This window comes from Streptomyces sp. NPDC044044 (assembly GCF_056434405.1).
This window is the reverse complement of sequence record NZ_JBWKFG010000010.1, coordinates 171,891-198,843: the sequence shown is the minus strand read 5'-3', so window position 1 is coordinate 198,843 and position 26,953 is coordinate 171,891. Positions and strand designations below refer to the sequence as shown.

Annotated in this window: 23 protein-coding genes; 17 read left to right on the top strand and 6 right to left on the bottom strand. The window is 70.7% G+C overall.

Annotated features, from left to right (window positions below; genetic code table 11):
* The first annotated feature begins 70 nt into the window (after positions 1–70).
* The 5 genes from AC07AG_RS34500 to AC07AG_RS34480 all read left to right on the top strand — a co-directional run bounded on the left by AC07AG_RS34500 (position 71) and on the right by AC07AG_RS34480 (position 5,461).
* Complete coding sequence (locus tag AC07AG_RS34500; RefSeq protein ID WP_344521847.1) at positions 71–649, top strand: TerD family protein; 579 nt, start codon at positions 71–73, stop codon at positions 647–649.
* 46 nt (positions 650–695) lie between these two features.
* Complete coding sequence (locus AC07AG_RS34495) at positions 696–2,645, top strand: TerD family protein (protein ID WP_478760239.1); 1,950 nt, start codon at positions 696–698, stop codon at positions 2,643–2,645.
* A 297-nt stretch (positions 2,646–2,942) separates the two neighbouring features.
* Entirely contained in the window at positions 2,943–3,932 is a 990-nt protein-coding gene (locus AC07AG_RS34490) for a TerC family protein (protein WP_478760238.1), read from the top strand.
* Positions 3,933–4,015: 83 nt separating this feature from the next.
* Positions 4,016–4,330: a hypothetical protein gene (locus AC07AG_RS34485; protein ID WP_478760236.1), complete on the top strand. Its 315-nt coding sequence runs from the start codon at positions 4,016–4,018 to the stop codon at positions 4,328–4,330.
* Positions 4,331–4,363: 33 nt separating this feature from the next.
* The gene (locus AC07AG_RS34480) at positions 4,364–5,461 is read left to right on the top strand and encodes a calcium:cation antiporter (protein ID WP_478760234.1); all 1,098 of its coding nucleotides are present in this window, start codon (positions 4,364–4,366) and stop codon (positions 5,459–5,461) included.
* Between the two features lie 45 nt (positions 5,462–5,506).
* Here the strand turns inward: AC07AG_RS34480 and AC07AG_RS34475 are convergent, their stop codons facing one another.
* Positions 5,507–6,817: an MFS transporter gene (locus AC07AG_RS34475; RefSeq protein WP_478760232.1), complete on the bottom strand. Its 1,311-nt coding sequence runs from the start codon at positions 6,815–6,817 to the stop codon at positions 5,507–5,509.
* Between the two features lie 79 nt (positions 6,818–6,896).
* On the opposite strand from AC07AG_RS34475, the gene aroQ reads away from it, so the two are divergent.
* On the top strand, positions 6,897–7,358 hold the full coding sequence (gene aroQ, locus AC07AG_RS34470) for a type II 3-dehydroquinate dehydratase (RefSeq protein ID WP_249590599.1): 462 nt from the start codon (positions 6,897–6,899) through the stop codon (positions 7,356–7,358).
* A 19-nt stretch (positions 7,359–7,377) separates the two neighbouring features.
* Here the strand turns inward: aroQ and AC07AG_RS34465 are convergent, their stop codons facing one another.
* Both AC07AG_RS34465 and AC07AG_RS34460 read right to left on the bottom strand, forming a co-directional pair.
* Positions 7,378–8,034 carry an MBL fold metallo-hydrolase gene (locus tag AC07AG_RS34465; RefSeq protein ID WP_478760230.1) on the bottom strand — a complete coding sequence of 219 codons (657 nt, stop codon included), beginning with the start codon at positions 8,032–8,034 and terminating at the stop codon, positions 7,378–7,380.
* Positions 8,035–8,044: 10 nt separating this feature from the next.
* A complete protein-coding gene (locus AC07AG_RS34460; protein ID WP_478760228.1) occupies positions 8,045–8,728 on the bottom strand; it encodes a maleylpyruvate isomerase family mycothiol-dependent enzyme in 684 nt (227 codons plus the stop codon).
* A 223-nt stretch (positions 8,729–8,951) separates the two neighbouring features.
* Here AC07AG_RS34460 and uvrA point away from each other — a divergent pair, with 223 nt between their 5' ends.
* Together uvrA and AC07AG_RS34450 are read left to right on the top strand one after the other, a co-directional pair.
* Positions 8,952–12,005, top strand: a complete 3,054-nt coding sequence (uvrA, locus tag AC07AG_RS34455; RefSeq protein ID WP_478760226.1) for an excinuclease ABC subunit UvrA — start codon at positions 8,952–8,954, stop codon at positions 12,003–12,005.
* A 63-nt stretch (positions 12,006–12,068) separates the two neighbouring features.
* A complete protein-coding gene (locus AC07AG_RS34450; protein ID WP_478760224.1) occupies positions 12,069–12,854 on the top strand; it encodes a crotonase/enoyl-CoA hydratase family protein in 786 nt (261 codons plus the stop codon).
* Here AC07AG_RS34450 and AC07AG_RS34445 read toward each other — a convergent pair whose 3' ends face one another.
* Positions 12,855–13,430: a YceI family protein gene (locus AC07AG_RS34445; protein ID WP_478760222.1), complete on the bottom strand. Its 576-nt coding sequence runs from the start codon at positions 13,428–13,430 to the stop codon at positions 12,855–12,857.
* Positions 13,431–13,532: 102 nt separating this feature from the next.
* Between AC07AG_RS34445 and AC07AG_RS34440 the strand changes: the two genes are divergently transcribed.
* The gene (locus tag AC07AG_RS34440; protein WP_478760220.1) at positions 13,533–14,387 is read left to right on the top strand and encodes a helix-turn-helix domain-containing protein; all 855 of its coding nucleotides are present in this window, start codon (positions 13,533–13,535) and stop codon (positions 14,385–14,387) included.
* A 5-nt stretch (positions 14,388–14,392) separates the two neighbouring features.
* On the opposite strand, the gene AC07AG_RS34435 is transcribed toward AC07AG_RS34440, so the two are convergent.
* Complete coding sequence (locus AC07AG_RS34435; protein ID WP_478760219.1) at positions 14,393–15,346, bottom strand: carbohydrate kinase family protein; 954 nt, start codon at positions 15,344–15,346, stop codon at positions 14,393–14,395.
* Positions 15,347–15,570: 224 nt separating this feature from the next.
* Between AC07AG_RS34435 and AC07AG_RS34430 the strand changes: the two genes are divergently transcribed.
* Complete coding sequence (locus tag AC07AG_RS34430; protein ID WP_478760217.1) at positions 15,571–16,002, top strand: Rieske (2Fe-2S) protein; 432 nt, start codon at positions 15,571–15,573, stop codon at positions 16,000–16,002.
* Positions 16,003–16,024: 22 nt separating this feature from the next.
* Here AC07AG_RS34430 and AC07AG_RS34425 read toward each other — a convergent pair whose 3' ends face one another.
* Entirely contained in the window at positions 16,025–16,972 is a 948-nt protein-coding gene (locus AC07AG_RS34425; protein ID WP_478760216.1) for a hypothetical protein, read from the bottom strand.
* A gap of 228 nt (positions 16,973–17,200) precedes the next feature.
* Here AC07AG_RS34425 and AC07AG_RS34420 point away from each other — a divergent pair, with 228 nt between their 5' ends.
* The 7 genes from AC07AG_RS34420 (at position 17,201) to AC07AG_RS34390 (ending at position 26,907) form a co-directional block, all read left to right on the top strand.
* Positions 17,201–17,845 carry a papain-like cysteine protease family protein gene (locus AC07AG_RS34420; RefSeq protein WP_478760214.1) on the top strand — a complete coding sequence of 215 codons (645 nt, stop codon included), beginning with the start codon at positions 17,201–17,203 and terminating at the stop codon, positions 17,843–17,845.
* Between the two features lie 5 nt (positions 17,846–17,850).
* On the top strand, positions 17,851–18,675 hold the full coding sequence (locus AC07AG_RS34415; protein ID WP_478760213.1) for a hypothetical protein: 825 nt from the start codon (positions 17,851–17,853) through the stop codon (positions 18,673–18,675).
* A 129-nt stretch (positions 18,676–18,804) separates the two neighbouring features.
* A complete protein-coding gene (gene uvrC / locus AC07AG_RS34410; RefSeq protein WP_478760211.1) occupies positions 18,805–20,853 on the top strand; it encodes an excinuclease ABC subunit UvrC in 2,049 nt (682 codons plus the stop codon).
* Positions 20,850–21,782, top strand: a complete 933-nt coding sequence (gene rapZ, locus AC07AG_RS34405) for an RNase adapter RapZ (RefSeq protein ID WP_351162052.1) — start codon at positions 20,850–20,852, stop codon at positions 21,780–21,782. The genes uvrC and rapZ overlap by 4 nt, the downstream gene beginning before the upstream one ends.
* A complete protein-coding gene (locus tag AC07AG_RS34400; RefSeq protein ID WP_478760640.1) occupies positions 21,671–22,786 on the top strand; it encodes a gluconeogenesis factor YvcK family protein in 1,116 nt (371 codons plus the stop codon). Before rapZ ends, AC07AG_RS34400 begins: the two co-directional genes overlap by 112 nt.
* On the top strand, positions 22,777–23,766 hold the full coding sequence (whiA, locus tag AC07AG_RS34395) for a DNA-binding protein WhiA (protein ID WP_249590613.1): 990 nt from the start codon (positions 22,777–22,779) through the stop codon (positions 23,764–23,766). The genes AC07AG_RS34400 and whiA overlap by 10 nt, the downstream gene beginning before the upstream one ends.
* A gap of 159 nt (positions 23,767–23,925) precedes the next feature.
* Positions 23,926–26,907, top strand: a complete 2,982-nt coding sequence (locus AC07AG_RS34390; RefSeq protein WP_478760209.1) for a M14 family metallopeptidase — start codon at positions 23,926–23,928, stop codon at positions 26,905–26,907.
* Positions 26,908–26,953 lie beyond the last annotated feature (46 nt).

Genomic DNA, 26,953 nt, shown 5'->3' with positions numbered 1-26,953 from the left:
CCTCTGCGTAGGGTGCTGGGCAACCGCACAGACCGGCGGTTGCTCAGGGCAGTTCGAGAGGGGACAGCGCGTGACGGTCAACATGACCAAGGGCCAGGCCATCAGCCTGCAGAAGGACGACGGGGGCGCCCTGACCGCGGTGCGCATGGGGCTCGGCTGGCAAGCGGCCCCGAGGCGGGGCCTGTTCGGCACACGCACGCGCGAGGTCGACCTGGACGCGTCCGCGGTCCTGTTCGCCGACAAGCAGCCGGTGGACGTCGTGTTCTTCCGTCACCTCGTCAGTGACGACGGTTCCGTGCGGCACACCGGTGACAACCTCGTCGGCGGTGTCGGCCAGGGCGGGGACGACGAGGCGATCCTCGTCGACCTGGCGCGGATCCCGGTCCACATCGACCAGATCGTCTTCACGGTGAACTCCTTCACGGGTCAGACGTTCCAGGAGGTGCAGAACGCGTTCTGCCGCCTGGTCGACGAGACCAACGGCCAGGAGCTCGCGCGGTACACGCTCGACGGCGGCGGTCAGTACACCGCGCAGATCATGGCGAAGGTCCACCGCGCGGGCGCGGGCTGGCAGATGACGGCCATCGGCAATCCCGCCAACGGCCGCACGTTCCAGGACCTGATGCCGTCGATCCTGCCGCACCTGTAGACACGCGGCACCAGTAAGTACAGAGGGCACGAGGGGGACGAAGGCGATGACGGCCGAGCTGGTCCGGGGGCAGAACCACCCGCTTCCCGAGACCCGTCTGGAGATCCGGGTCTCGGTCGGCAAGCCGGTCGTGGCGGGGGTCACGCTCAGCGACGACCAGGGCAAGGTGCGCGGCACGGAGTGGGTGGCCCATCCCGGCTCGCCCACGCTGCCGGGGCTCGAAGTGCCCAAGCAGGCAGCCGCCGACCACCGCCTCGCGGTGGACCTCGGCGCCGTGCCGGAAGCGGTGCACCGGGTCAACGTCCTCCTCGCGCTGCCGGTCGGCGTCGGGGGCCCCGTCAGCTTCGGCTCTCTCGCCGCCCCCTTCGTCGCCGTCACCGGACTCGACGGCTCCGAGGTCGCCAGCTACACCATCACCGACCTGGACGCCGAGTCCGCCGTCGTCGCCCTGGAGCTCTACCGCAGGCAGGACGCGTGGAAGGTGCGCGCCGTCGGCCAGGGGTATGCGGGCGGCCTCGCCGACATGCTCACCGACCAGGGCCTGCCGCAGGCCCACGAACTGGCGGGCACGATCAACGAAGCGGTGGCCCAGGGCCTCGCACGCTCGGTGGCCGCGCCGCCGCCCCGCCCCTCGGACGAGGCCCGCGTGCGGACGACGGGACAGACCGCCGCCCCCGGCCCGGGAGCGCAGGGCCCGGACAGCACGGCCGCCGCCCAGCCCCCGCAGCCCACCCCGGCGACGCATCAGCCAGGCGACGCGAGCCCTCCGTCCGGCGGCCCCGTCAACTACACCCACCCTGGCCGCCAGACCACCGCACCGCCGCCGCCCCCGCCGACCGCGGCCCCGGCCGAGCCGGGCAGGCCGGCCCAGCCCGTGGCGGGCGACGCGACCGGCTGGTCCCTGGAGGAGCGCCTCTACAACCAGGTGTGGGGCATGTTCGAGGACCTGGCCCGCACCACGGCCGCGTATCGAAGCGCCGTGGACTTCGCCGAATCGCGCATGGACCAGGAGCTGGACAAGGTCCTCTCCGATCCGCGCAGCCGCATCGGCAACACCGGGGACGTCGCGCGCGAGGCCGCCCGCACCAAGCACGGCCTGCTCGTCGACCGGGCAAGGGCCGCCCTCGACCGCGACCTGGGCCAGCTCGCCGCCGAGTCCGAGGTCGTCGAACCCGCGCTGCCCATGGCGTACGCCGGCTGGGACAGCCCCGTCTGGCACGCTTATCGCACCCCCATGGAGATCCCCATGGCGCTGCGCCTCGGCGACCTCCACCTGCCCGAGCGCCCCGACCTGCACATCCCGATGCTGGTCAGACTGCCCCTTGAGCGCGGCCTGTGGATCGACAGCGGCCGCTCGTCCGGCACGGACTCCCTTGCCGACACGGACCAGCTGCGCCGCCTCGCCATGGACAGCGCGGTCGCGCACGCCGCGCGGCTGCTCGCCGTCTATCCGGCGGGCGAGTTCACGGTGCACGTCATCGACGCGGCGGGCTCCGCGGCCGGCGCGCTCTCCCCGCTGGTGAGCGCGGGAGTGCTCGACGAGCCCCCGGCCGCCGGCGCGGCAGGAGTCTTTGCCGTGCTCGCCAAGCTCACCCAGCGCGTGGACCTGGTGCAGATGGCGATCCGCGCGGGCGCGGCCGACGCGCTGCCGCCGGACCTGGACACCGCCGAGCAGCTCCTGATCGTCAACGACTTCCCGCACGGCTTCGACGACCGCGCCGTGACCCAGCTCCGCTACCTCGCGGACGAGGGCCCGGCGGTCGGCGTGCACCTGATGCTGGTCGCCGACCGCGAGGACGCCGCGGAGTACGGCCCGCTGCTCGACCCGCTCTGGCGCGCGCTCCTGCGCCTGACCCCGGTGGCCGACGACCACCTCGCCGACCCCTGGGTCGGTCATGCGTGGACGTACGAACCGCCGATGGCGCCGCCCGGCAGCCGGGTGCTCCAGGACGTCCTGAACCAGGTCGCGCACGCCCGGCGCACGGGCGGCCGCTGACGCGTCCGTGGGCCGGATGAGCCGTCGGGGCCACTGACGGTAAAGCGACTTTTGCTCCTCCTGACCTGGCCTTTTGGCTCCTGTTTGGATTCCCCTTTACCAACCCTTGGTGTTTCGCGTACTCTTCTTGCAGCGGAGGGGAGTACTCCCGAACGCGACGTACCCGTCAATACGGACCGCCATCGGTCCCGGGGCGTCGGCCCGCGGGGCGGTGAGCCGCCTCGGGTGGAAGAGACCTCCGGCAGCGACGACGCTGATCAGTAGCCGTACGACGCCGGAGGCGCAGTGGACGTTTCAATGACCCTTTGGGTGCTGACCATTCTTGGTCTGTGTGCCCTGATCGCGGTCGACTTCTTCATCGGCCGCAAGCCGCACGACGTATCGATCAAGGAAGCCGGAATCTGGACGATCGTCTGGATCGTGCTCGCCGCGCTCTTCGGAGTGGGCCTGATGATCTGGGGCGGCGGCCAGGCGGGCGGTGAGTTCTTCGCGGGCTTCATCACCGAGAAGTCACTCAGCGTCGACAACCTCTTCGTCTTCATCCTGATCATGGCGAAGTTCTCGGTGCCCACCCATCTCCAGCAGCGGGTGCTGCTGTTCGGTGTCCTGATCGCGCTCGTCCTGCGAGCGATCTTCATCGCCGCCGGCGCCGCGGTCATCGCCAACTTCTCCTGGGTCTTCTACATCTTCGGCGCGTTCCTGATCTACACCGCCTGGAAGCTCATCCAGGAGGCGCGTGCGGGCGACGACGAAGAGGAGTGGGAGGAGAACCGCCTTCTGAAGGCAGCCGAGAGGAAGTTCGGCGTCGCCGACCAGTACCACGGCACCAAGCTGTTCATCCAGAAGAACGGCAAGAAGATCATGACGCCGCTCATGGTCGTCATGCTCGCCATCGGCACCACCGACGTGCTCTTCGCGATGGACTCGATCCCCGCGATCTTCGGCCTCACCCAGGACCCGTACATCGTCTTCACGGCGAACGCCTTCGCCCTGATGGGTCTGCGCCAGCTGTACTTCCTCATCGGCGGACTGCTCAAGAAGCTGGTCCACCTCAGCTACGGCCTCTCGGTCATCCTGGGCTTCATCGGCGTGAAGCTGGTCCTGCACGCCCTGCACGAGAACGGGCTGCACGTCCCCGAGATCTCCATCCCGGTCTCGCTCGGCGTCATCGGCGGTGTCCTGGTCATCACGACCATCACCAGCCTCATCGCCTCCAAGAAGCAGGCCGAGAAGGAAGCCGCGGAGACCTCGTCCGACGAGACTCCGAAGGACAGCATCGAGGCCTGACGGCATCGGACGTAGGAGTTACCAGCACGGGGTGTGGCCCGCGGCGGATTGCCGCGGGCCACACCCCGTGCTTGCTTGGATCCATGAAGTTCGTCCAGATGATCGAGTTCGAGACCGACCGCATCGACGACATGCGGGCCCTGGTCGAGCAGGCGGACCAGCAGGCGGACCAGCAGGCGCCGGGCCGCGAGGGCGGCCCCACGCACCGCCTCGTCCTTCAGGACCGGGGCAACCCCCGCCGCTTCTACGTACTCATCGAGTTCGCGTCGGCCGAGGACGCGCAGCGCAACAGCGACGCTCCCGAGACGGCGACGATGGCCGAGCGGCTCGCCGCGCTGTGCACCAGCGGTCCGTCCTTCACGGACTGCGACGTACGGGAGATGACAGAGCTGAAGTAGCGGAGCCCAGGCGTCCGGTGCAGCATCGGAGGCATGATCACTCGGCTCCGGGCGCTCGCCACACAGTGGACGGCGGCCGTGCCGGTCCTCGCCGTCGTGCTGCTCGCCTTCACCTGGGGACGCGATGTGCCGGGCGCGGTCGTGGCCGTGGTGACGCTCGTGCTCGCCGGGGCCGTGCTCGCGGCCGTGCACCACGCCGAGGTGATCGCGCACCGCGTCGGTGAGCCCTTCGGCTCGCTCGTCCTCGCGGTCGCCGTGACGATCATCGAGGTCGCGCTGATCGTCACCCTCATGGCCGACGGCGGCGACAAGAGCGCCACACTGGCCCGCGACACCGTCTTCGCCGCCGTGATGATCACCTGCAACGGCATCATCGGGCTGTGCCTCCTGGTGGGCGCCCTCCGCCATCGCGTGGTCATCTTCCAGTCCGAGGGCACCGGCGCCGCCCTGGCGACCGTCGCCACGCTCGCCACCCTCAGCCTCGTCCTGCCGACCTTCACCACGACCAAGCAGGGCCCGGAGTTCTCCACGGCGCAGCTCACCTTCGCGGCTCTCGCCTCGCTCGTTCTGTACGGCCTCTTCGTGACGACCCAGACCGTGCGGCACCGCGAGTACTTCCTGCCGATCACCCGCAAGGGCGAGGTGATCGACTCCGAGGACGCCTCAGGGCCCTCAAGTCGCACCGCGCTGCTCAGCGTGGGGCTGCTCGCCCTCGCCCTGATCGGCGTGGTCGGCCTCGCCAAGGGGGTCTCGCCGACCATCGAGTCCGGCGTGGAGAGCGCGGGCATGCCGCACTCCGTGGTCGGCGTGATCATCGCGCTGCTCGTGCTGCTCCCGGAGACGATCGCCGCCGTGCGCGCCACCCGCCGCGACCGGGTGCAGACCAGCCTCAACCTCGCCCTCGGGTCCGCGATGGCCAGCATCGGGCTGACCATCCCGGCCGTCGCGGTCGCCTCGGTGTGGCTCTCCGGGCCGCTGGTGCTCGGGCTCGGCCCGACCCACATGGTGCTGCTCGCGCTCACCGTGGTTGTCGGCACGCTCACGGTCGTGCCGGGGCGCGCCACGCTTTTGCAGGGCGGGGTCCATCTGGTGCTGTTCGCGGCGTACTTGGAGCTCGCGGTCACGCCGTGAGCCGGTGCTCAGCCCGTGATCCGGTGATCACCCAGTGGGCCTCCGTCACGCCGTGACGGGCGCCGGTTCCGGAACCGGCCGCGTCTCGGGCAGCAGGGCGAAACAGCCGAGGCTCAGCAGTGCCACCGCCGTCAGATACAGCGCCACACCCCACGGCGTGCCCTCGCCCCGCGCCACCGCCGTCGCCACGATCGGGGTGAGCGCGCCGCCCAGGACCCCGCCCAGGTTGTAGCCGACCGCGGCGCCCGTGCAGCGCACCCGCGGCTCGTACAGCTCGGGCAGATACGCGGCGATCACGGCGAACATCGTGATGAACGCGAGCATCGCCACCAGGAACCCGAGGAACATCAGCAGCGGCTCGCCGGTCGCGAGCAGCGCGATCATCGGGAACATCCACAGCGCCGAGAGCGCGCATCCCAGCAGGCACAGGGGCCGCCGTCCGTACCGGTCGCCGAGCACCGCGGCCACGGGTGTGAGCGCGCCCTTCACCACGACCGCCGCCATGATGCAGGCGAGCATGACCGTACGGCTCACGTCGAGCCGCTCCACCGCGTAGGCGAGGGACCAGGTCGTCACGGCGTAGAACACGGCGTACCCGACGGCCAGCGCGCCCGCCGTGAGCAGCACGAGCCGCCAGTGGTCGCGCACCACTTCGGCGAGCGGCACGCGCGCGTGCTCCCGCAGTTCCAGGAAGCTCGGACTCTCCGCGAGGGACGTGCGCAACGCGAGCCCGGCCGCCGCGAGCACGCCCGCCGCCCAGAACGGCACACGCCATCCCCAGGACGCGAACTGCGCGTCGGTGAGGGTCGCCGAGAGGACCAGCATGATCCCGTTGGCGAGGAGGAACCCGAGCGAGGGCCCCATCTGCGGAAAGCTCGCCCACAGCCCGCGCCGCTCGGCCGGCGCGTGCTCGGCGGTCAGCAGCACCGCCCCGCCCCACTCCCCGCCGAGCCCGAGTCCCTGCAGGAACCGCAGCACGAGGAGCAGCACCGGAGCGGCCGTCCCGATCGAGTCGTACGTGGGCACACAGCCGACGGCGACCGTGGCGAGGCCCGTCAGGAGCAGCGAGCCGACGAGTACGGGCCGCCGCCCGCGCCGGTCACCGATGTGCCCGAAGAGGACGGACCCCAGGGGCCGCGCCACGAAGCCCACTCCGAATGTCGCGAAGGCGGCGAGAGTTCCCGCCAGCGGCGAGAACGTCGGGAAGAACAGGGGCCCGAGAACGAGGGCCGCGGCCGTCCCGTAGATGAAGAAGTCGTAGAACTCGATGGCGGTCCCGGCGAGCGAGGCGGCCGCGAGCCGTGGCAGGGAAGGAGTACCGGGAGGAGTCCCAGCAGGGGAGTGGGTCTTGCGCATGCCGCGTCAACTACCCGCTGTGACGGCCGGTTACGGGGGCGTGCGGAGGCGCGGAGAGGTTCGTCAGTACGCTGACGGCATGACGCGCACTCTTGCCAACGCCCCGATCATGATCCTGAACGGCCCCAATCTGAACCTGCTCGGCCAGCGCCAGCCCGAGATCTACGGCTCCGACACCCTCGCCGACGTCGAGGCGCTGTGCGCCAAGGCCGCGGCGGCGCACGGTGGCACCGTGGACCTGCGGCAGAGCAACCACGAGGGGCAGTTGGTGGACTGGATCCACGAGGCGCGCGAGCACCACGCGGGGATCGTCATCAACCCCGCCGCCTACTCGCACACGTCGGTCGCGATCCTGGACGCGCTCAACACCTGTGACGGACTGCCGGTGTTGGAGGTCCACATCTCCAACATCCATCAGCGGGAGGCGTTCCGGCACCACTCGTACGTCTCCCAGCGTGCCGACGGTGTCATCGCCGGGTGCGGGGTGCAGGGGTACGCGTTCGCCGTGGAGCGGGTGGCCGCGCTGCTGGGCGCGGCCTGATCCCGTCGACGGGCGCGGCTCACCAACCGCGCTGACGCCACTCCGCGAGGTGCGGGCGCTCGGTGCCCAGCGTCGTGTCGTTCCCGTGGCCGGGATAGACCCAGGTCTCGTCGGGCAGCGCACCGAAGATCTTCGTCTCGACGTCGTCCAGGAGGCGCGCGAAGGCCTGTGGGTCCTGGTGCGTGTTGCCGATGCCACCGGGGAAGAGGCAGTCGCCGGTGAAGACGTGCGGGTGACCGTGCGGGTCGTCGTACACGAGGGCGATCGAGCCCGGTGTGTGGCCCACCAGGTGGCGCGCGGTGAGCGGTACCCGGCCGACCTGGACGGTGTCGCCGTCCACGAGCGGGACGTCCGTGGGCACCGGGATGCCGACGGTGTCCTCGCGGCCCGCGAAGGTCCGGGCGCCGGTCGCCGCGACGACCTCGGCGAGGGCCTGCCAGTGGTCGCCGTGCTGATGGGTGGTGACGACGGACGCGATGCCGTCGTCACCGATCAGCGTGAGCAGTGTCGCGGAGTCGTTCGCCGCGTCGATCAGGAGCTGCTCGCCGGTGTCCCGGCAGCGCAGCAGATAGGCGTTGTTGTCCATCGGACCGACCGCGACCTTCGAGATCATCAGGTCCTGCAGCTCGTGCACGTCCGCGCCGCCGCCGACCTTCACTGCTCCGCTGTACGTCATGTTCCTCAGCCTATAGCGGGGGCAGGGAGGGCAGGAGGCCGCCTTCGGCCGTCAACGCGGAGCCGTCGCGACGGCCGGAGAGCCAGCCCACCACGTCGGACGCGGGGCCGGAGACGGTGACCTCGGGCTCGCCGTCCCGGCCGGTGCGCCACGCGTGCGTGCCGTCCGTGACGCGGGTGGGCGGCACATCGGGGTTCCCCGAGAAACGCGCCGCGAGGAACGCGATCTCCCGCTGCACGAACTCCTCCGGCAGGTCCTCCAGCTCGTACCCGATCCCCAGATCGACATGGTGCAGTTCGACCTCGACCCACCGCCGGAACGGCACCCGCGACGCGGAGTCGGTGACTCCGTTGCGCATCTCGATGGTGCGGGACCAGTCGGCGGGGACCGCGGCCTGCGCCTCGAAGCGCGCCGCGCTCTCGCGGACGTCCTCCAGCTGCTCGGCCGGCGGCCGCGGCGCGTCCCGCTCGATGTCGGCGTCCCGTGCGTCGCCGCTGACGTACATGGGCCGCCCGGCGAGGACATTGACGAGCGCGTCCGCGTTCCGGGCGAGATGGGCGAGGACGTGGCCACGGGTCCAGCCGGGAAGGCGTGACGGCTCGGCGGTCGAATCGTTGTTCAGTTTCGCGGCTGCGGTGAGCAGCCGGTCGGTCGCGTCACGTACAGACGCCAGGTCGCGCACATGATCAATCATGCGCCCGACGATAGCCGCGCCACACGTTCGGGTGAAGGTGCCGGAGCAGCACCGCAAATCGAATGCACGTGCTATATGGTCGAGTGCGGCATCGGGCATTCTTGGCAGTCCGGGTTTGTTATCACCCAGGGCATCCGTCCCGGCGTTGTCAGTGGCTCGCCCTAGTCTGTGAATGACGGGGGTCCCGCCCCTGTCACTTCTCTCAAGAAAGGTGCGGACCGGCGTGGCCGACCGTCTCATCGTCCGTGGCGCGCGCGAGCACAATCTCAAGAACGTCTCGCTCGACCTCCCGCGCGACTCCCTCATCGTCTTCACCGGGCTCTCCGGGTCGGGCAAGTCCTCGCTCGCGTTCGACACGATCTTCGCCGAGGGCCAGCGGCGGTACGTGGAATCGCTGTCCTCGTACGCCCGGCAGTTCCTCGGTCAGATGGACAAGCCGGACGTCGACTTCATCGAGGGCCTCTCGCCCGCGGTCTCCATCGACCAGAAGTCGACCTCGCGCAACCCGCGCTCCACGGTCGGCACCATCACCGAGGTCTATGACTACCTCCGCCTGCTCTTCGCGCGCATCGGCAAGCCGCACTGCCCCGAGTGCGGGCGCCCCATCGCCCGGCAGTCGCCGCAGGCCATCGTCGACAAGGTCCTGGAGCTGCCGGAAGGCAGCCGCTTCCAGGTCCTCTCGCCGCTGGTGCGCGAGCGCAAGGGAGAGTTCGTCGACCTCTTCGCCGACCTCCAGACCAAGGGCTACAGCCGCGCGCGGGTCGACGGCACGACGATCCAGCTCTCCGAGCCGCCCACGCTGAAGAAGCAGGAGAAGCACACCATCGAGGTGGTCATCGACCGCCTCACGGTGAAGGACTCCGCCAAGCGCCGCCTGACCGACTCCGTGGAGACCGCGCTCGGCCTGGCAGGCGGCATGGTCGTCCTGGACTTCGTCGACCTCCCCGAGGACGACCCCGAGCGCGAGCGCATGTACTCGGAGCACCTGTACTGCGCGTACGACGACCTGTCCTTCGAGGAGCTTGAGCCCCGCTCCTTCTCCTTCAACTCGCCCTTCGGCGCCTGCCCGGACTGCTCCGGCATCGGCACGCGCATGGAGGTCGACCCCGAGCTGATCGTCCCGGACGAGGACAAGTCGCTCGACGAGGGCGCCATCCACCCCTGGTCGCACGGCCACACCAAGGACTACTTCGGCCGGCTCGTCGGAGCCCTCGCCGACGCCCTCGGTTTCGCCACTGACATGCCCTGGGCCGGGCTCCCGCAGCGCGCCAAGAAGGCACTCCTGCACGGCCACAAGACGCAGATCGAGGTGCGCTACAGGAACCGGTACGGCCGTGAGCGGGTGTACACCACCGCCTTCGAAGGCGCCGTCCCCTTCGTCAAGCGCCGCCACAGCGAGGCCGAGAGCGACACGAGCCGTGAGCGCTTCGAGGGCTACATGCGCGAGGTGCCCTGCCCCACGTGTGAGGGCACGCGACTCAAGCCGATCGTCCTGGCCGTCACGGTCATGGGCAGGTCCATCGCCGAGGTCGCCGCGATGTCCATCAGCGACTGCGCGGACTTCCTCGCCGAGCTGAAGCTGGGCGCCCGCGACAAGAAGATCGCCGAGCGCGTCCTGAAGGAGGTCAACGAACGGCTGAGGTTCCTGGTCGACGTCGGCCTGGACTATCTCTCGCTCAACCGCGCTGCGGGCACCCTCTCCGGAGGCGAGGCCCAGCGCATCCGCCTGGCCACGCAGATCGGCTCGGGCCTCGTCGGCGTCCTGTACGTACTGGACGAGCCGTCCATCGGCCTGCACCAGCGCGACAACCACCGCCTGATCGAGACCCTCGTGCGCCTGCGCGACATGGGCAACACGCTCATCGTCGTCGAGCACGACGAGGACACCATCAAGGTCGCCGACTGGGTCGTCGACATCGGCCCCGGCGCGGGCGAGCACGGCGGCAAGGTCGTGCACAGCGGCTCCATGAAGGAGCTGCTCGCCAACCCGGACTCGGTGACCGGGCAGTATCTGTCGGGCAAGAAGTCCATCCCGGTGCCGGAGATCCGCCGCCCCGCGGACCCCTCCCGCCGGCTGACGGTGCACGGGGCCAAGGAGAACAACCTCCAGGACATCGAGGTCTCCTTCCCGCTCGGCGTCCTCACCGCCGTCACGGGTGTCTCGGGCTCCGGCAAGTCGACGCTCGTGAACGACATCCTCTACACGCACCTGGCGCGCGAGCTGAACGGCGCGCGCTCCGTCCCCGGGCGGCACACGCGCGTGGACGGCGACGACCTCGTCGACAAGGTCGTGCACGTCGACCAGTCGCCCATCGGCCGCACCCCGCGGTCGAACCCGGCGACGTACACCGGAGTCTTCGACCACGTCCGCAAGCTGTTCGCGGAGACGATGGAGGCGAAGGTCCGTGGCTATCTCCCCGGCCGCTTCTCCTTCAACGTCAAGGGCGGTCGCTGCGAGAACTGCTCCGGCGACGGCACGATCAAGATCGAGATGAACTTCCTCCCGGATGTGTACGTCCCCTGCGAGGTCTGCCACGGGGCGCGCTACAACCGCGAGACGCTGGACGTCCACTACAAGGGCAAGTCCATCGCCGAGGTCCTGGACATGCCGATCGAGGAGGCGCTCGACTTCTTCGAGGCGGTGCCCGCCATTTCGCGGCACCTGCGCACGCTCAACGACGTGGGGCTCGGGTACGTCCGGCTCGGCCAGTCCGCGCCGACCCTCTCGGGCGGCGAGGCCCAGCGCGTGAAGCTGGCCTCCGAGCTCCAGAAGCGCTCGACGGGACGGACCGTCTACGTCCTGGACGAGCCGACCACCGGCCTGCACTTCGAGGACATCAGCAAGCTGATCACGGTCCTGTCCGGCCTGGTCGACAAGGGCAACACGGTCATCGTCATCGAGCACAACCTCGACGTCATCAAGACCGCGGACTGGGTCGTCGACATGGGTCCCGAGGGTGGCAACGGCGGCGGTCTGGTCGTCGCCGAGGGCACGCCCGAGGAGGTCGCCGGGGTCCCGACGAGCCACACGGGCAAGTTCCTGCAGAACATCCTCGTGCCGGAGATTCCTTCGCAGGGGCGGGCACCGGCGCGGAAGGCCGCGGCGAAGAAGGTGGTGGCCTCGGCGGCGGTGAAGAAGCAGGCGGCGGCCAAGGCCACGGCCAAGGCCACGGCCAAGGCCACGGCCAAGACCGCCGCTGCCAAGACCTCCGCTGCCAAGAAGGCCGCCCCGAAGAAGGCTGCCGCCAAGAAGACGACCAAGGCCCGTAAGGCCTGACGGAGCCGCCGGACAAGGGAGAACCCTTGTCCGGCGGCCCTTTGCCGTGGTCGCCTGGGCCGCATGACCGTACGTACTGAACGCGAAGGCGCGGTAACGACCATCGTGCTGTCCCGCCCCGATGTGCGGAACGCGGTGGACGGGCCCACCGCACAGGCACTCGCCGACGCGTTCCGCGCCTTCGACGCCGACCCCGGCGCGTCGGTCGCCGTGCTGTGGGGCGAGGGCGGCACCTTCTGCGCCGGTGCGGACCTCAAGGCCATCGGAACGCCCGCCGGGAACGAGGTCGCCGAGAAGGGCGACGGGCCCATGGGGCCCACCCGCATGCGTCTTTCCAAGCCCGTCATCGCCGCGATCTCCGGACACGCGGTCGCCGGAGGCCTGGAGCTGGCGCTCTGGTGCGATCTGAGGGTCGCCGACGAGGACGCCGTACTCGGAGTCTTCTGCCGCCGCTGGGGCGTCCCGCTCATCGACGGCGGTACGGTGCGGCTTCCTCGGCTCATCGGGGAGAGCCGGGCCATGGACCTCGTGCTCACCGGCCGCCCCGTCCCCGCCGCCGAGGCCCTCGCGATGGGCCTGGTCAACCGGACCGTGCCACCGGGCACGTCCCGCGCGGCGGCCGAACGCCTCGCAGCGGAGATCGCCGCGTTCCCCCAGGCCTGCCTCCGCAACGACCGGCTGTCCGTGCGGGAACAGGGAGGCCTGACCGAGGAGGACGCGATGGCGGGCGAGCTGCGCCACGGTCTGCGGTCCCTCGTCGACGCGGGCGACGGCGCGGCCAGGTTCGCCGCGGGGGAGGGGCGGCACGGAGCCTTCACGGACAGCGGGGGAGACGCGACCGCCCGCTGACTAGGCCTCGGCGGGCGCGTCCTCCGGCTCCAGGAACTGCATGTCCAGCTGGATCTTCACCACGTCACCGAGCAGTCCGGCGCCGAAGTCGAGTCCGTAGTCGCTGCGCTTGATCTCCCCGGTCGCCTCGAACCCCGCATGCCGCCGCGGGGAGCCCGGGAAGGCCTGGACCCCGCCGAACTCGACGGCGAGCGTGATCGGCTTCGTCACGTCGCCGATGGTCAGGTCGCCCTCCAGCGTCCACTCCTCGTCCTTGCCGACGACCCGCGTCGAGCGGAACGTCATCGTGGGCCGGCGTTCGACGTCCAGCAGGTCAGGCGCGCGGACATGCGCGTCACGGTCCTTGTTGCCGGTGTCGATCGACGCCAGGTCGATGGTCGCCGTCACCGACGAGGTCTCGGCGCTCTCGCCCACCACCAGACCGGCCGTCACCTCGGCGAACCGCCCCCGCACCTTCGAGATCCCGAGGTGGCGGATGGTGAAGTTGACGGCGGAGTGGAACGGGTCGATCTCCCAGTCCCCCGCGGGGAGGGGAAGCGCGGTCGTCGAAGCGGCAGTGCTCGTGTCAGAAGTCATGCCGTCCACGATGCGAGGCCGCCCGCACCCGAGGAAGGCCGAGCCGAGACTGGTAGTGACAGGGCCACGATCCGGGGCGGCGACCGCTGGTACGTTCGGCCGGTGAGCGACAACGAGCTGGGCACCTTCCTGCGCACCTGCCGTGAAGCGGTCACGCCTGCCGAAGTCGGGCTGCCGACCGGCCCCCGGCGCCGCACGCCGGGCCTGCGCCGCTCCGAGGTCGCCACGCTCGCCGGCGTCAGCGTCGAGTACCTCGCCCGCCTGGAACAGGGCAGGGACCGCCACCCGTCCCCGCAGGTGATGGGCGCGCTCGCGGATGCCCTGCGGCTGTCGGTGGAGGAGCGCTTCCACCTGCGCCGCCTGGAGAAGGAGACGAGCGGCGATCCGTGCTGCCCGACGGCGAGCGCGCCGTCCCACTCGGTGCGCCCCACCGTGCGGGCGCTCATCGACCGCATGGAGCCCACCCCCGCCGTCCTGTTCAACCGGCTCAGCGACGTCCTCGCGTACACATCGGGCTATGAGCGGATCATGGGGCCGATCGGCCTCCTCGACGACGAGCGGCCCAACCTCATCCGGTTCCTCTTCACCGACGAGCGGGCCCGCGCCGCCTACCCCGAGTGGGACAGCTTCGCCGACGAGCAGGTCGCCTCGCTCCGGGCCGAGTCCATGCTGACCGACCCCCACGCCGAGGGATTCGCCGACGAGTTGACCGTCATAGCCGGCGCCCCGTTCGCGGACCGCATGGCGGCCGTGCCGCGGCTGCCCCGGCGCAGCGGAGTCGAACGCATGGAGCACCCGGCGGTCGGTGCGGTGCGGCTTTCGTACGAGACGCTGACGCTGCCCGACGCCGACGGCCAGCGCCTGGTCGTCCACCTGCCGGCCGACGACGCCTCGTCGGCCGCGCTCGACCGCCTCAACGGCCGCCAGCCCGGCGGCCTTCGCGCGGTGACGGGCTGAGCGCCCTACCCCAGCTCCGCCGCGTACGGCGGCTCAGCCCCCGCGCGGGACACCGTGACGGCAGCCGCGCGTGCGGCGAAGCGCAGGACCTCGCCCCAGCTGTCCGCGCCGAGCCCGGAGAGCGCATCGGCCGAGAGCGCGTCCCGTGCGCAAAGCTCGTGCAGCAGGGCCGCGTTGACCGTGTCGCCCGCCCCGATGGTGTCCACCACGTCGACCGGCTCGCCCGGCACCGACCACTCCCCGCCGTCCCGCGTGACGACGGTGAGACCCTTGCCGCCCCGCGTGATCACCACAGCGCCGGGGCCGGACGCGAGCCACTCGCGCGGTGTGCCGCCGAGCCAACTCGCGTCGTCCTCCGACAGCTTGAGCAGCGAGACCGACGGCAGCCAGCTCTTGAACCGGGCCCGGTAGGCGTCGGCGTCCGGGATCAGTCCCGCACGGACATTGGGGTCGAGGGCCGTGAAGACGCCCCGCGCCGCCTCCCTGCGCATCAGCTCCTCGTAGGCGCTCGCGCCCGGTTCGAGGACGAGTGAGCACGTGCCGAACGACACCGCGCGTACGCCGTCGGGCAGCCGCTCCGGGGCCGTGAAGAGGCGGTCCGCCGTGCCCTCGACGTAGAAGGAGTAACCGGCGGAGCCGTCCGCGCCGATCGAGGCCACCGCGAGCGTCGTCGGCTCGGCGCCCCGCTGGACGTACGACACGTCGACCCCCGCGGTCCGCAGCCCGTCGACCAGCGCGTCGCCGAACGCGTCCGCCGAGATCCGCGAGCAGAAGGTGACGGGGGAGCCGAGACGGCCGAGGGCCACCGCGGTGTTGTACGGGCCGCCGCCGAGCCGCGGGGCGAGCGCAGGCAGCCCGGCATCACCACCGGCCGAGGAACCGGCCGAGGCACTGGCCGAGGCATCGGCGGACTCCTGCGGGACGAGGTCGATCAGGGCCTCTCCGGCGACGACGATCACGGGTGGTTCCTCTCGGCTCTGCGGTCGCGGCTCTGCGGGCCTGGTTCGTCTGCGGGCCTGGTTCAGCGGTCGTGTTCCCCCAGCTTCCGCCACAGGCTAGGGCTTCCCGGGGCGCCCGGCCCGGCACGGGCGGCACTCGGGCACGGCCGCGCCCAACGCGGGCACAGGGCACCTCACCGGTATGGTCTGATCCGTCACCGAAGCGCCTGAACTGTGGAGATTCCATGCCCGGTACGCCGCCCCCCGCCCGCCGCACGGTGTTGCGCGTCGCCGCTCTCGCCCCGGCCGCCGGCCTGGGGATCACGGCCTGCTCGTCCGGCGGCGACGGCGGTGGCTCCAATCGTTCGGCGCCGACCGCGCCGGTGGACCTGGGCGGGTCCGACGAGGTGAAGGTCGGCGCGTCGAAGCTCTACACCGACGAGAACGTGGTCGTGAGCCGCATCTCGGACGACGAGTACAAGGCGTTCAGCACGATCTGCACGCACGCCAAGTGCCCCATCAACAAGCTGGAGGGGCACAAGCTCATCTGCCCCTGCCACGGAAGCCAGTTCGACGCCACGAACGGCAAGGTGCTGCACGACCCGGCCGTCAGGCCGCTGCAGGAGCTGCCGGTGAAGGTGGAGGACGGCAAGATCGTCGCGGGACCCGGGGCCTAGCCCGGAATCCGCGGGCGGCGGCTCACTCCCAGTCCCACGCGATCCCCAGGATCCCCGCCCGCACCTGCGTCTCCACCAGGTGCACCGACCGATGGCTGCCGCTCAGCGTCAGCTCCTGGCGTCCACCGCGCGGCGCGGCGGCCGAATGCTGGGCGAAGCGGTGGCAGCGTACGGGCAGCGCGTCCTCGTCGAAGCGCACCTGGAGCGCGTACTGCCCGCCCGCGAAGCTGAAGCCACGGAAGTACTCGGTGGCCGGCCCCGCCGTGCCGTCCTCGAAGCCGTAGCGGAACAGATGCGTGTCGCCCGCGCGCAGGCGTGCGTCGAACAGCAGCTCGGCGACGAGCACCCCCGTCTCGTGGTGCAGGCGCACGCGCCCCGTGCGGCAGTTCTCCAGGGCGTGCACGCCGATGCGTTCCGGTACGCAGCCGGGGTCGCCGCGGTAGATCGCGAGGTAGCGGTCCACGCCGTCCCGGTGGGCGCGCACGACGTGCTGCGAGTCGCGGCCGAGCAGCTCGCGGCGCCCGCCGATCCGCACCCGCTCGTGGTGGCCGACGGTGTGCAGGCCCCCGTCGAGCGGCGAGCCGAGCTCGGTGATCAGCTCCTGGAGGACGTCGGACGCCTCCAGGAGGGAGCGGTAGGAGCGGGCGGCGGGGCGTTCGCAGTCGGGGTGGCCGGAGGGCTTGGCGAGCAGCCGGATCAGTGACTCCTCGGGGAGCTGGAGGATCTCCTCCAGGGCGCGCACGGCACGGAGCGACTCGGTGCGCTGGGGGCGTCGCGCACCCTGCTGCCAGTAACTCAGGCTCGTCACGCCGACGTTGACGCCCTGGCGCGCGAGATGATGCCGTACGCGTTGCAGGGGAAGGCGCCGTGCGGCGATCGCGGCCCGCAGCGCCACGTGGAAGGGGCCGGTGCGCAGCGCGGCCTCCAGGTCCGCAGGCGCGCCGTCCGCGAGCTGTGTGCCGTGCCGCATCGCAAGGCCCTTCTGTGAACATTCACATCGGTCGTCCGGGCGTACGCGCCGGTCGGGGCGGGCCACCAGGTGGGCGTACGAGGGGTGTTCACATACGTACGCCGCCGTTCACGGCCCAAGTAATCCCGCATTGAACCTTGTTGACCCGTACCCGACAACACTCGATGCTCAATCGCAGCGTCCGGACGCGCTCCTCCACCCCCTCACCCCCCGCTTGGGAGGAACGCGATGCGCCAACGAATCAGCAGATACAGCGGACACAGACGGTTGTCCGCGCTCGCCTTGGTGGCGGCGGCCCTGGTGGCCGCACCGGCAGCCACGGCCACGGCTGCCCCCGACAGCCCGCCGTCCGCCTCCGCGCCGGGCACCGGCACCGACGCCCCTTCCCTCCTGGCCGCCAAGCGGCTGAACATCACGATGCAGGCCCAGCAGAAGACCAACTGGTGCTGGGCGGCGGCCGGGAACACGATCGCCACCTTCTACGGCAAGAAGTACAGCCAGAACCAGTTCTGCAACGCGGCCTTCGGGCGCAGCCAGAACACCGAGTGCCCCAACTCGCAGGCCACGCTCGGCGACGTCCAGAACGGCCTGGACTGGGCGGGCATCAATGCCGGTTCGTACGTCAGCGGCTGGCTGCGCTACCCGACCGTGCAGGCCGAGATCAATGCGGGCCGTCCGGTCGAGACCCGCATCCAGTGGTCGAACGGCGGCGGTCACATGCATGTCCTCTACGGGTACGACGACGCGAGCAGCTGGGTCTACTGGGGCGATCCATGGCCGTCGAACGACCGCTACAACTGGGCCTCGCACAGCTGGTACGTCAACAACAACACCTTCTCCTGGACCCACTCGCTGTACCGGATCGGGGCGTGAGCGCGATGAACCGTCACCTTTCCCCTTCCCTTCCGCGTCCCCTTCCCCGGCACCTGCTGAGGGCGGCGCTCGCCGGCTCGGCCGCCACCCTGCTGCTCGGCCTCGCGGCGCCGCACGCCACCGCGGACTCCGGGCCTTCGGACGCCTCGCTCGAAGCGGCTCACGATGCCGCGGCCGCCCCCAAGACCCTCGACACGCTCTCCCGCTTCTTCGCACGGGAGGGGGCTGTCAGCAAGGCCGCGGCGGACCCGCGCGTGCAGGGCGGCGACGCCGTTCCCGTGCGCTACCTCTCCCCGGAGTTCGTCGCCGGAAAGAAAGGCGCGCCGATCTCCCGCGTGGAGTTCCTGGCCAGCAAGGCGGTCTCCTCCGACGGGCAGGAGGCCTCCCTGTGGACCGTGAAGCAGGGCGGCTCCTGGCGGGTCGTGAACATCGCCACCGGGGACGACGAGACGCACTACGCGCGCGTGGGCGCCGACAAGCTCCCCGGGGGCACCGTCTTCCACGAGCCGCAGATCAATGCCTGGTACGTGCAGGGGCGGGGGCGTGTGCTGCCGCTGGACGCCGACGCGGTGCGTGCCGTGGGCTCGGGCGGGGCCTCGGTCGCCGCCTATCAGAAGCGTGTGCACGCCGCGTACGCCGACAAGCTGCCCGGCTCCGCGTACGCGAAGTCCGGCAAGGCGGGTGGCTTCGCCCCGAAGGAGCGGGCCTCTGAACCGTCCCCCGCGGGGCCCGTCACGGTCGCCTCCTCCGTGGCAGGAGCGGGTGCCCTGGTCGCCCTCGGCCTCGCCGCGGGGGCCGCTCTGCGCCGTCGCGCCCGGCAGCACGGCTGACCCGCCCCCGGCCTGAGGCCGGGGCTTCCCCGCCCACCCGCCCCGAGGGGCGGGTGGGCCCAGGGGAGGAAGGGCAGGACAGCCCCCTCAAGCCTCTGACTGTCAGCCCCCGCCAGTAGGGTGTGGAGCATGGCAGACCCCTCCAGCTACCGCCCCAAGCCGGGACAGATCCCCGACTCGCCGGGGGTCTATCGGTTCCGCGACGAACACCGCCGGGTGATCTACGTCGGCAAGGCGAAAAGCCTCCGCCAGCGCCTGGCCAGCTACTTCCAGGACCTGACGAACCTGCACCCGCGCACCGCCACGATGGTGACGACTGCGGCCTCCGTCGAGTGGACCGTGGTCTCCACCGAGGTCGAGGCGCTGCAGCTCGAATACTCCTGGATCAAGGAGTACGACCCCCGGTTCAACGTCAAGTACCGCGACGACAAGAGCTATCCGTACCTCGCGGTGACGATGAACGAGGAGTTCCCGCGCGTGCAGGTGATGCGCGGCCACAAGAAGAAGGGCGTCCGCTACTTCGGTCCCTACGGCCACGCGTGGGCGATCCGCGACACCGTGGACCTCCTCCTGCGGGTCTTCCCCGTCCGCACCTGCTCGGCCGGCGTCTTCAAGAACGCCGAGCGCACCGGCCGCCCCTGCCTCCTCGGCTACATCGGCAAGTGCGCGGCGCCCTGCGTGGAGCGGGTCTCCCCGCAGGAGCACCGCGAACTCGCCGAGGACTTCTGCGAGTTCATGACGGGCCGCACGGGTGCGTACATCCGCCGCATCGAGCGGCAGATGGCGGACGCCGCGGAGGACATGGAGTACGAGAAGGCGGCCCGTCTGCGCGACGACATCGGCGCCCTCAAGAAGGCCATGGAGAAGAGCGCCGTCGTCCTCGCCGACGCCACGGACGCCGACCTCATCGCCCTCGCCGAGGACGAGCTGGAGGCGGCCGTCCAGATCTTCCACGTCCGCGGCGGCCGCGTGCGCGGTCAGCGCGGCTGGGTCACCGACAAGGTCGAGGCGGTCACCAGCGGCGACCTCGTCGAGCACGCCCTTCAGCAGCTCTATGGAGAGGAGAGCGGGGACTCCGTACCGAAGGAAGTGCTCGTCCCCGCGCTGCCCGAGCCCATAGAGCCCGTCCAGGAGTGGCTCACCGAGCGACGCGGTTCGAACGTCTCGCTGCGCATCCCGCAGCGCGGCGACAAGAAGGCGCTCATGGAGACCGTGGCGCGCAACGCCCAGCAGTCGCTCGTCCTGCACAAGACCAAGCGCGCCTCCGACCTGACGACCCGCTCCCGCGCCCTGGAGGAGATCGCCGAGGCGCTCGAACTGGACAGCGCCCCGCTGCGCATCGAGTGCTACGACATCTCGCATCTGCAGGGTGACGACGTCGTGGCCTCGATGGTCGTGTTCGAGGACGGCCTCGCACGCAAGAGCGAGTACAGGCGCTTCCAGATCAAGGGCTTCGAGGGCCAGGACGACGTCCGCTCCATGCACGAGGTGCTCACGCGCCGCTTCAAGCGCTATCTCTCCGACAAGGAGAAGACGGGGGAGTGGGAGCCCGACGGCGAGGCGGAGAGCCTCACCGAGGAGGACGGCCGCCCCAAGCGCTTCGCCTATCCGCCCCAGCTCGTCGTCGTGGACGGCGGCCAGCCGCAGGTCGCGGCCGCCCAGCGGGCCCTCGACGAGCTCGGCATCGACGACATCGCGGTGTGCGGCCTGGCCAAGCGCCTCGAAGAGGTCTGGGTGCCGGGCGACGACGACCCGGTGATCCTGCCGCGCACCAGTGAAGGCCTGTACCTTCTCCAGCGGGTGCGCGACGAGGCGCACCGCTTCGCGATCACGTACCAGCGGGCCAAGCGGGCCAAGCGCTTCAAGGCCGGGCCGCTGGACGCCGTGCCGGGCCTCGGCGACGCGCGCAAGCAGACACTGATCAAGCACTTCGGTTCGGTGAAGAAGCTGCGATCCGCGACAATCGACCAGATCTGCGAGGTTCCGGGCATAGGCCGCAAGACGGCCGAGGCGATCGTCGTGGCCCTGGCCGCCGCGGCACCCGTGGCGCCCGCCGTGAACACGGCGACCGGAGAGATCATTGAAGAGGAGGAGCCCGCGTCTGCGGGAGCCTCGAGCGACGGCGAGGAGCCCGTGTCCGCGGGCACCTCAGAGGAACGACGGGGGCAGGAGACATGACCGAGCACGACGAAGGCGGCGAGCAAGTGAGTACGGGCACGACCATCACGCCAGGTGAGACCGCCGAGGTGGTCCCCGAGCTGGTGATCATCTCCGGCATGTCGGGAGCCGGACGCAGCACCGCGGCGAAGTGTCTCGAGGACCTCGGCTGGTTCGTCGTCGACAACCTGCCGCCCGCGCTGATCCCCACCATGGTGGAGCTCGGCGCCCGCTCGCAGGGGAACGTCGCCCGCATCGCGGTCGTCGTCGACGTGCGGGGCCGCCGCTTCTTCGACAATCTGCGCCAGTCCCTCGCGGACCTGGAGGCCAAGCACGTCACCCGGCGGATCGTCTTCCTGGAGTCCTCGGACGACGCCCTGGTGCGCCGCTTCGAGTCGGTGCGCCGCCCGCACCCGCTGCAGGGCGACGGCCGCATCGTCGACGGCATCGCGGCCGAGCGCGAGCTCCTGCGCGAGCTGCGCGGCGACGCCGACCTGGTGATCGACACCTCCAGCCTGAACGTGCACGAGCTGCGCGCCAAGATGGACGCCTCGTTCGCGGGCGAGGAGGAGCCCGAGCTGCGGGCCACCGTCATGTCCTTCGGCTTCAAGTACGGCCTGCCGGTCGACGCGGACCTCGTCGTGGACATGCGCTTCTTGCCCAACCCCCACTGGGTCCCGGAGCTGCGCCAGTACACCGGGCTCAATGAAGAGGTGGCGGCGTACGTCTTCAACCAGCCGGGGGCCAAGGAGTTCCTCGACCGGTACGCCGAGCTGCTCCAGCTCATCGCAGCGGGGTACCGCCGCGAGGGCAAGCGTTACGTGACGATCGCGGTCGGCTGCACGGGCGGCAAGCACCGCTCCGTCGCCATGTCGGAGAAGCTCGCAGCGCGCCTCGTGTCCGAGGGCGTCGAGACCGTCCTCGTCCATCGGGACATGGGGCGAGAGTGAAGGCTTCCCTGCGGCTGAACCGCCTGGGCCGCAAGCGGGGCACCCAGCCCAAGGTCGTGGCGCTCGGCGGCGGGATGGGCCTGTCCGCGTCACTGGCCGGGCTGCGCCGCATCACCGGTGACCTCACCGCCGTCGTCACCGTCGCCGACGACGGCGGCTCCAGCGGGCGGCTCCGCGACGAGCTGGGCGTCCTTCCGCCCGGCGATCTGCGCAAGGCGCTGGCCGCCCTGTGCGGGGACGACGACTGGGGCCAGACCTGGGCCCGCGTCATCCAGCACCGCTTCCAGTCCAAGGGCGCCCTGCACGAGCACGCGGTCGGCAATCTGCTGATCGTCGCCCTGTGGGAGCAGCTCGGCGACCACGTCCAGGCCCTCGACCTGGTCGGCAAGCTGCTCGGCGCGCACGGCCGCGTGCTGCCCATGTCCGCGGTGCCGCTGGAGCTCCAGGCCCTGGTCAAGGGGCACGACCCGGAGCGCCCGGAGGACGTGGACACGGTGCGCGGGCAGGCCACGGTGGCGCTCACCCCGGGCGAGGTGCAGTCCGTGCACCTGGTTCCGCACGACCCGCCGGCCGTCCCCGAAGCGGTCGCCGCCGTGCTCGACGCGGACTGGGTGGTGCTCGGCCCCGGCTCCTGGTTCTCCTCGGTGATCCCCCATCTGCTGGTCCCCGAACTGCTCGACGCGCTCATCGAGACGAAGGCCCGCAGGGTGCTCTCGCTCAACCTCGCGCCACAACCCGGTGAAACCGATGGCTTCTCTCCGCAGCGTCATTTGGAGGTTTTGGCCCGACACGCCCCTAAACTCGCCCTGGACGTGGTGCTGGCCGACGACGCCGCCGTGCCCGACCGTGAGTCACTCACCGATGCCGCCAAGCGGCTCGGCGCCACGGTCGAGCTGGCGCCGGTGGCCAGGCACGATGGCACTCCGAGGCACGATCCGGAGCTCCTGGCCACCGCGTACGACCGTATTTTTCGGATGCATGGAAGGATCGGCCCATGGCGATGACGGCAGCGGTGAAGGACGAAATCTCCCGGCTTCCCGTCACCCGGACCTGCTGCAGGAAGGCAGAGGTCTCGGCCATCCTGCGGTTCGCGGGCGGCCTTCACCTGGTGAGCGGCCGCATCGTGATCGAGGCGGAGCTGGACACGGCGATGGCCGCGCGGCGGCTGAAGCGGGACATTCTCGAGATCTTCGGGCACAGCTCGGAGCTGATCGTGATGGCTCCCGGCGGCCTGCGGCGCGGCTCGCGCTACGTCGTTCGGGTGGTGGCGGGCGGCGACCAGCTGGCCCGGCAGACGGGTCTGGTGGACGGCCGTGGCCGCCCGATCAGAGGACTGCCGCCGCAGGTGGTCTCGGGGGCCACTTGTGACGCCGAGGCGGCGTGGCGCGGTGCGTTCCTCGCGCACGGCTCGCTGACCGAACCGGGGCGTTCCTCGTCGCTCGAGGTGACCTGCCCGGGGCCGGAGGCGGCGCTCGCCCTGGTCGGCGCCGCGCGCAGGCTGCAGATCGCGGCCAAGGCCCGTGAGGTGCGCGGCGTGGACCGCGTCGTCGTCAGGGACGGTGACGCGATCGGCGCCCTGCTCACGCGGCTCGGCGCCCACGAGTCGGTGCTCGCCTGGGAAGAGCGGCGGATGCGCCGCGAGGTGCGCGCCACCGCCAACCGCCTGGCGAACTTCGACGACGCGAACCTGCGCCGCTCGGCCCGCGCGGCCGTCGCCGCGGGCGCCCGCGTGCAGCGCGCCCTGGAGATCCTGGGCGACGAGGTCCCCGAGCACCTCGCGGCGGCCGGACGGCTGCGCATGGAGCACAAGCAGGCCTCCCTGGAGGAGCTGGGCGCGCTCGCCGAGCCGGTCCTGACGAAGGACGCGGTCGCGGGCCGTATCCGCCGGCTGCTCGCCATGGCGGACAAGCGGGCGCAGGACATGGGGATTCCGGGTACGGAGTCCAACCTGAGCGAGGAGCTCGCCGACAACATGGCGGTCTGACCGCCGTCGTACGTCACGCAAGCCGTCGGGGCCGCTGAGGCCCCGGCGGCTTCTTTGCGTCCTTTTCGCGTCGGCCTTCACGCCATATTGACATGATCATGAAGTGTCACGAGCCTGGCGTTCGCGCACAAATGTGCCGGACAACCGCAAGGGGGGCTCATGAGACGAAGAGCGAGATCCAAGAGATCCAGGGCCGGTTTCAGATCGGTCGTCGCCGCGGGCGCACTGCTCGTCGGCGGCCTCGTCGCCGTGCCGCACGCCCAAGCCGACAGCGGGGCGAAGGCCCCGGCCACCGACGATCCGGCGGCCGTGAAGGTCTACGAGGCCGAGGTCACCAAGAAGCAGATCCCGATCCTCGTCGAGGCGGGCCAGGACGCCCACGAGCTCGCGGGGCAGGCACCCGAGCGCGGCACCGCCCGCGTCGAGGTCTATCTGACCGAGGCGCAGGCCAAGGGCGTCGAGCGTGAGGGCGTCGAGCTCACCGAGCAGAAGGTGTCCGCAAGTACGGCGCAGAAGCTCAAGGCCGCGGGGGACGGCGTGTTCCGGCCGTACAGCGGCAAGGGCGGCCTCAAGGAGGAGATCGTCAAGACCGGTCAGGCCAACCCCGGCCTCACCAAGGTCGTGTCCATCGGCAAGACCCTCAAGGGCCAGGACATCCTCGCGCTCAAGCTCTCCAGGGGCGCCAAGAAGTCCAAGGACGGCTCCAAGCCGTCCACGCTCTACATGTCCAACCAGCACGCGCGCGAGTGGATCACCCCCGAGATGACCCGCCGCCTGATGCACCACTACCTCGACAACTACGGCAAGGACCAGCGCATCACCAAGCTCGTGGACTCCACCGAGCTGTGGTTCGTGCTCTCCGCCAACCCCGACGGCTACGACTTCACGCACGCCGCCGACGGCGACCGCCAGTGGCGCAAGAACCTCCGTGACATCGACGGCGACGGCAAGATCGCGGCCGGCGACGGCGTCGACCTCAACCGCAACTTCGCCTACAAGTGGGGCTACGACAACGAGGGTTCGTCCCCGGCGGCCTCATCGGAGACCTACCGCGGCACGGGCCCCATATCCGAGCCCGAGACCAAGGCGCTGGACCGCTTCCAGAAGCGCATCGGCTTCACGTACGGGATCAACTACCACTCCGCGGCCGAACTGCTCCTCTACGGAGTGGGCTGGCAGGTCGCCACGCCGACCCCGGACGACGTCCTGTACAAGGCACTGAACGGCACCCCGGAGAAGCCCGCAGTCCCCGGCTACCACCCGCAGGTCGCCTCCGAGCTCTACACCACCAACGGCGAGGCGGACGGCCACGCGGGCAACGTCAACGGCTTCTCGATGTTCACGCCGGAGATGTCCACCTGCCAGACGGTCTCCAACCTCGACCCGAACGACCCCTGGAAGCCCGAGGACTGCGCCTCGATCTTCACCTTCCCGGACGACGAGAAGCTGATCCAGCAGGAGTTCGCCAAGAACGTCCCGTTCGCGCTCGCCGTGGCCGAGACCGCACTCCACCCCGACCAGCCGGTCTCCGTCTCCGGCATCGAGGCCCCCGACTTCACCCCTGACGCCTTCACCACGTCGTACGCGCGCGGCGGTGACCAGGAGGTCGCCGTCACCGCCCGCAAGTCGGTGCGGGACAAGGAGCTCAACTACCGCGTCAACGGCGGCCGTACGCAGGACGAGGACCTCAAGGCCTGGAAGGGCGGCGAGACCTACGGCGGTGAGGACAACATCCACTTCGACCAGTACCGCGCCGAGATCGAGGACGCGCGCGTGGGCGCCAAGGTCGAGGTGTGGTTCACCGGCCGGAACAAGAAGGGCCGCACGGAGAGCCCGCACTTCACCTACACCGTCACCGAGCGGGCCAAGGCCAACACCCTCGTCGTCGCCGAGGAAGGTGCTCCCGCGACACAGGCCCAGAAGTACGTCGACGCCCTCAAGGCCAACGGCCGTTCGGCTGTGGTCTGGGACGTCGCCAAGCAGGGCACCCCGCACCCGCTCGGCGTCCTGTCGCACTTCTCCGCGGTCGTGCACTACACCGGCGACCCGGTGCCGTCGGCGGCCACCCAACTCGCCCTGCGCGCCTACCTCAACGAGGGCGGCAAGCTGATCGAGTCCGGTGAGCGCACCGGCTCCGACGTGGACCTCGGGGACGCGCTATCCGACGACTTCGCGCAGTACTACCTCGGTGCGTACGAACGCCTCTCGGCGCCCGGCGCCACCAGCTTCGAGGGCAGCGGCGCACTCAACGGCGTCAAGACACCGCTCGCCGCGGCCGACACCAACCCCCTGGACAAGGCGGGCCGCTACACCGTCACGTCCGACACCCTGCCCGCCGACAAGTTCCCGCAGTTCAAGAGCGCGGCGGCAGGCAGCTACCCCGGGATCACCAACCCGTACGCGCCCTTCGAGGGCCAGGGCATGGCATCGGCGTCCCACGCCGACCAGGACTGGAAGCGGCTGACCCGCACCATCGACCTGACCGGGGTCACGGCCGCGGACAAGCCGGAGCTGCGGTTCGCGCTCAACTGGAACCTCGAGCCCGGCTACGACCACGGCGTCCTGGAGGCGCACACCACCGGCGCCGACGACTGGACCACGCTCCCGGACACGAACGGCAACTCGTCCCAGGCGGTGCCCGCCGAGTGCGGGGCCGGGTTCTTCATCAACGGCCACCCGTTCCTGCGCCACTACCTGACGCAGTCGGCGACCGGCTGCACGGCGTCCGGCACCAGCGGCGCCTGGAACAGCTTCACCGGATCCTCCGGCGGCTGGAAGCCCGTCTCCTTCGACCTGAGCGCCTACGCGGGCAAGACCATCGAGGTGTCGCTCAGCTCCATCACCGACCCCTCCAGTGGGGGCCGCGGACTGTTTGCCGACAACGCCCAGCTCGTGATAGGGGGCAACGCCACGCAGACCGAGGGATTCGAGGCCTCGCTGGGCACCTGGAGCGTCGCTCCGGCGCCCCCCGGGAGCCCCAACATCACGGGTGACTGGGCCCGTACCGGGGAGCTCTACAAGCCCTACGCGGCCGTCACAGCGCGTGACAGCGTGCTGCTCGGCTTCGGGTTCGAGCACGTACCCGGAAACGCCGAACGGGCCGCTCTTATGGGCGCATCCCTTGCACATCTGCGCCGCTGACGCTGCGTAATCAGGACCAAGGTCCCGGTGGCTCGTGCCCCTTACT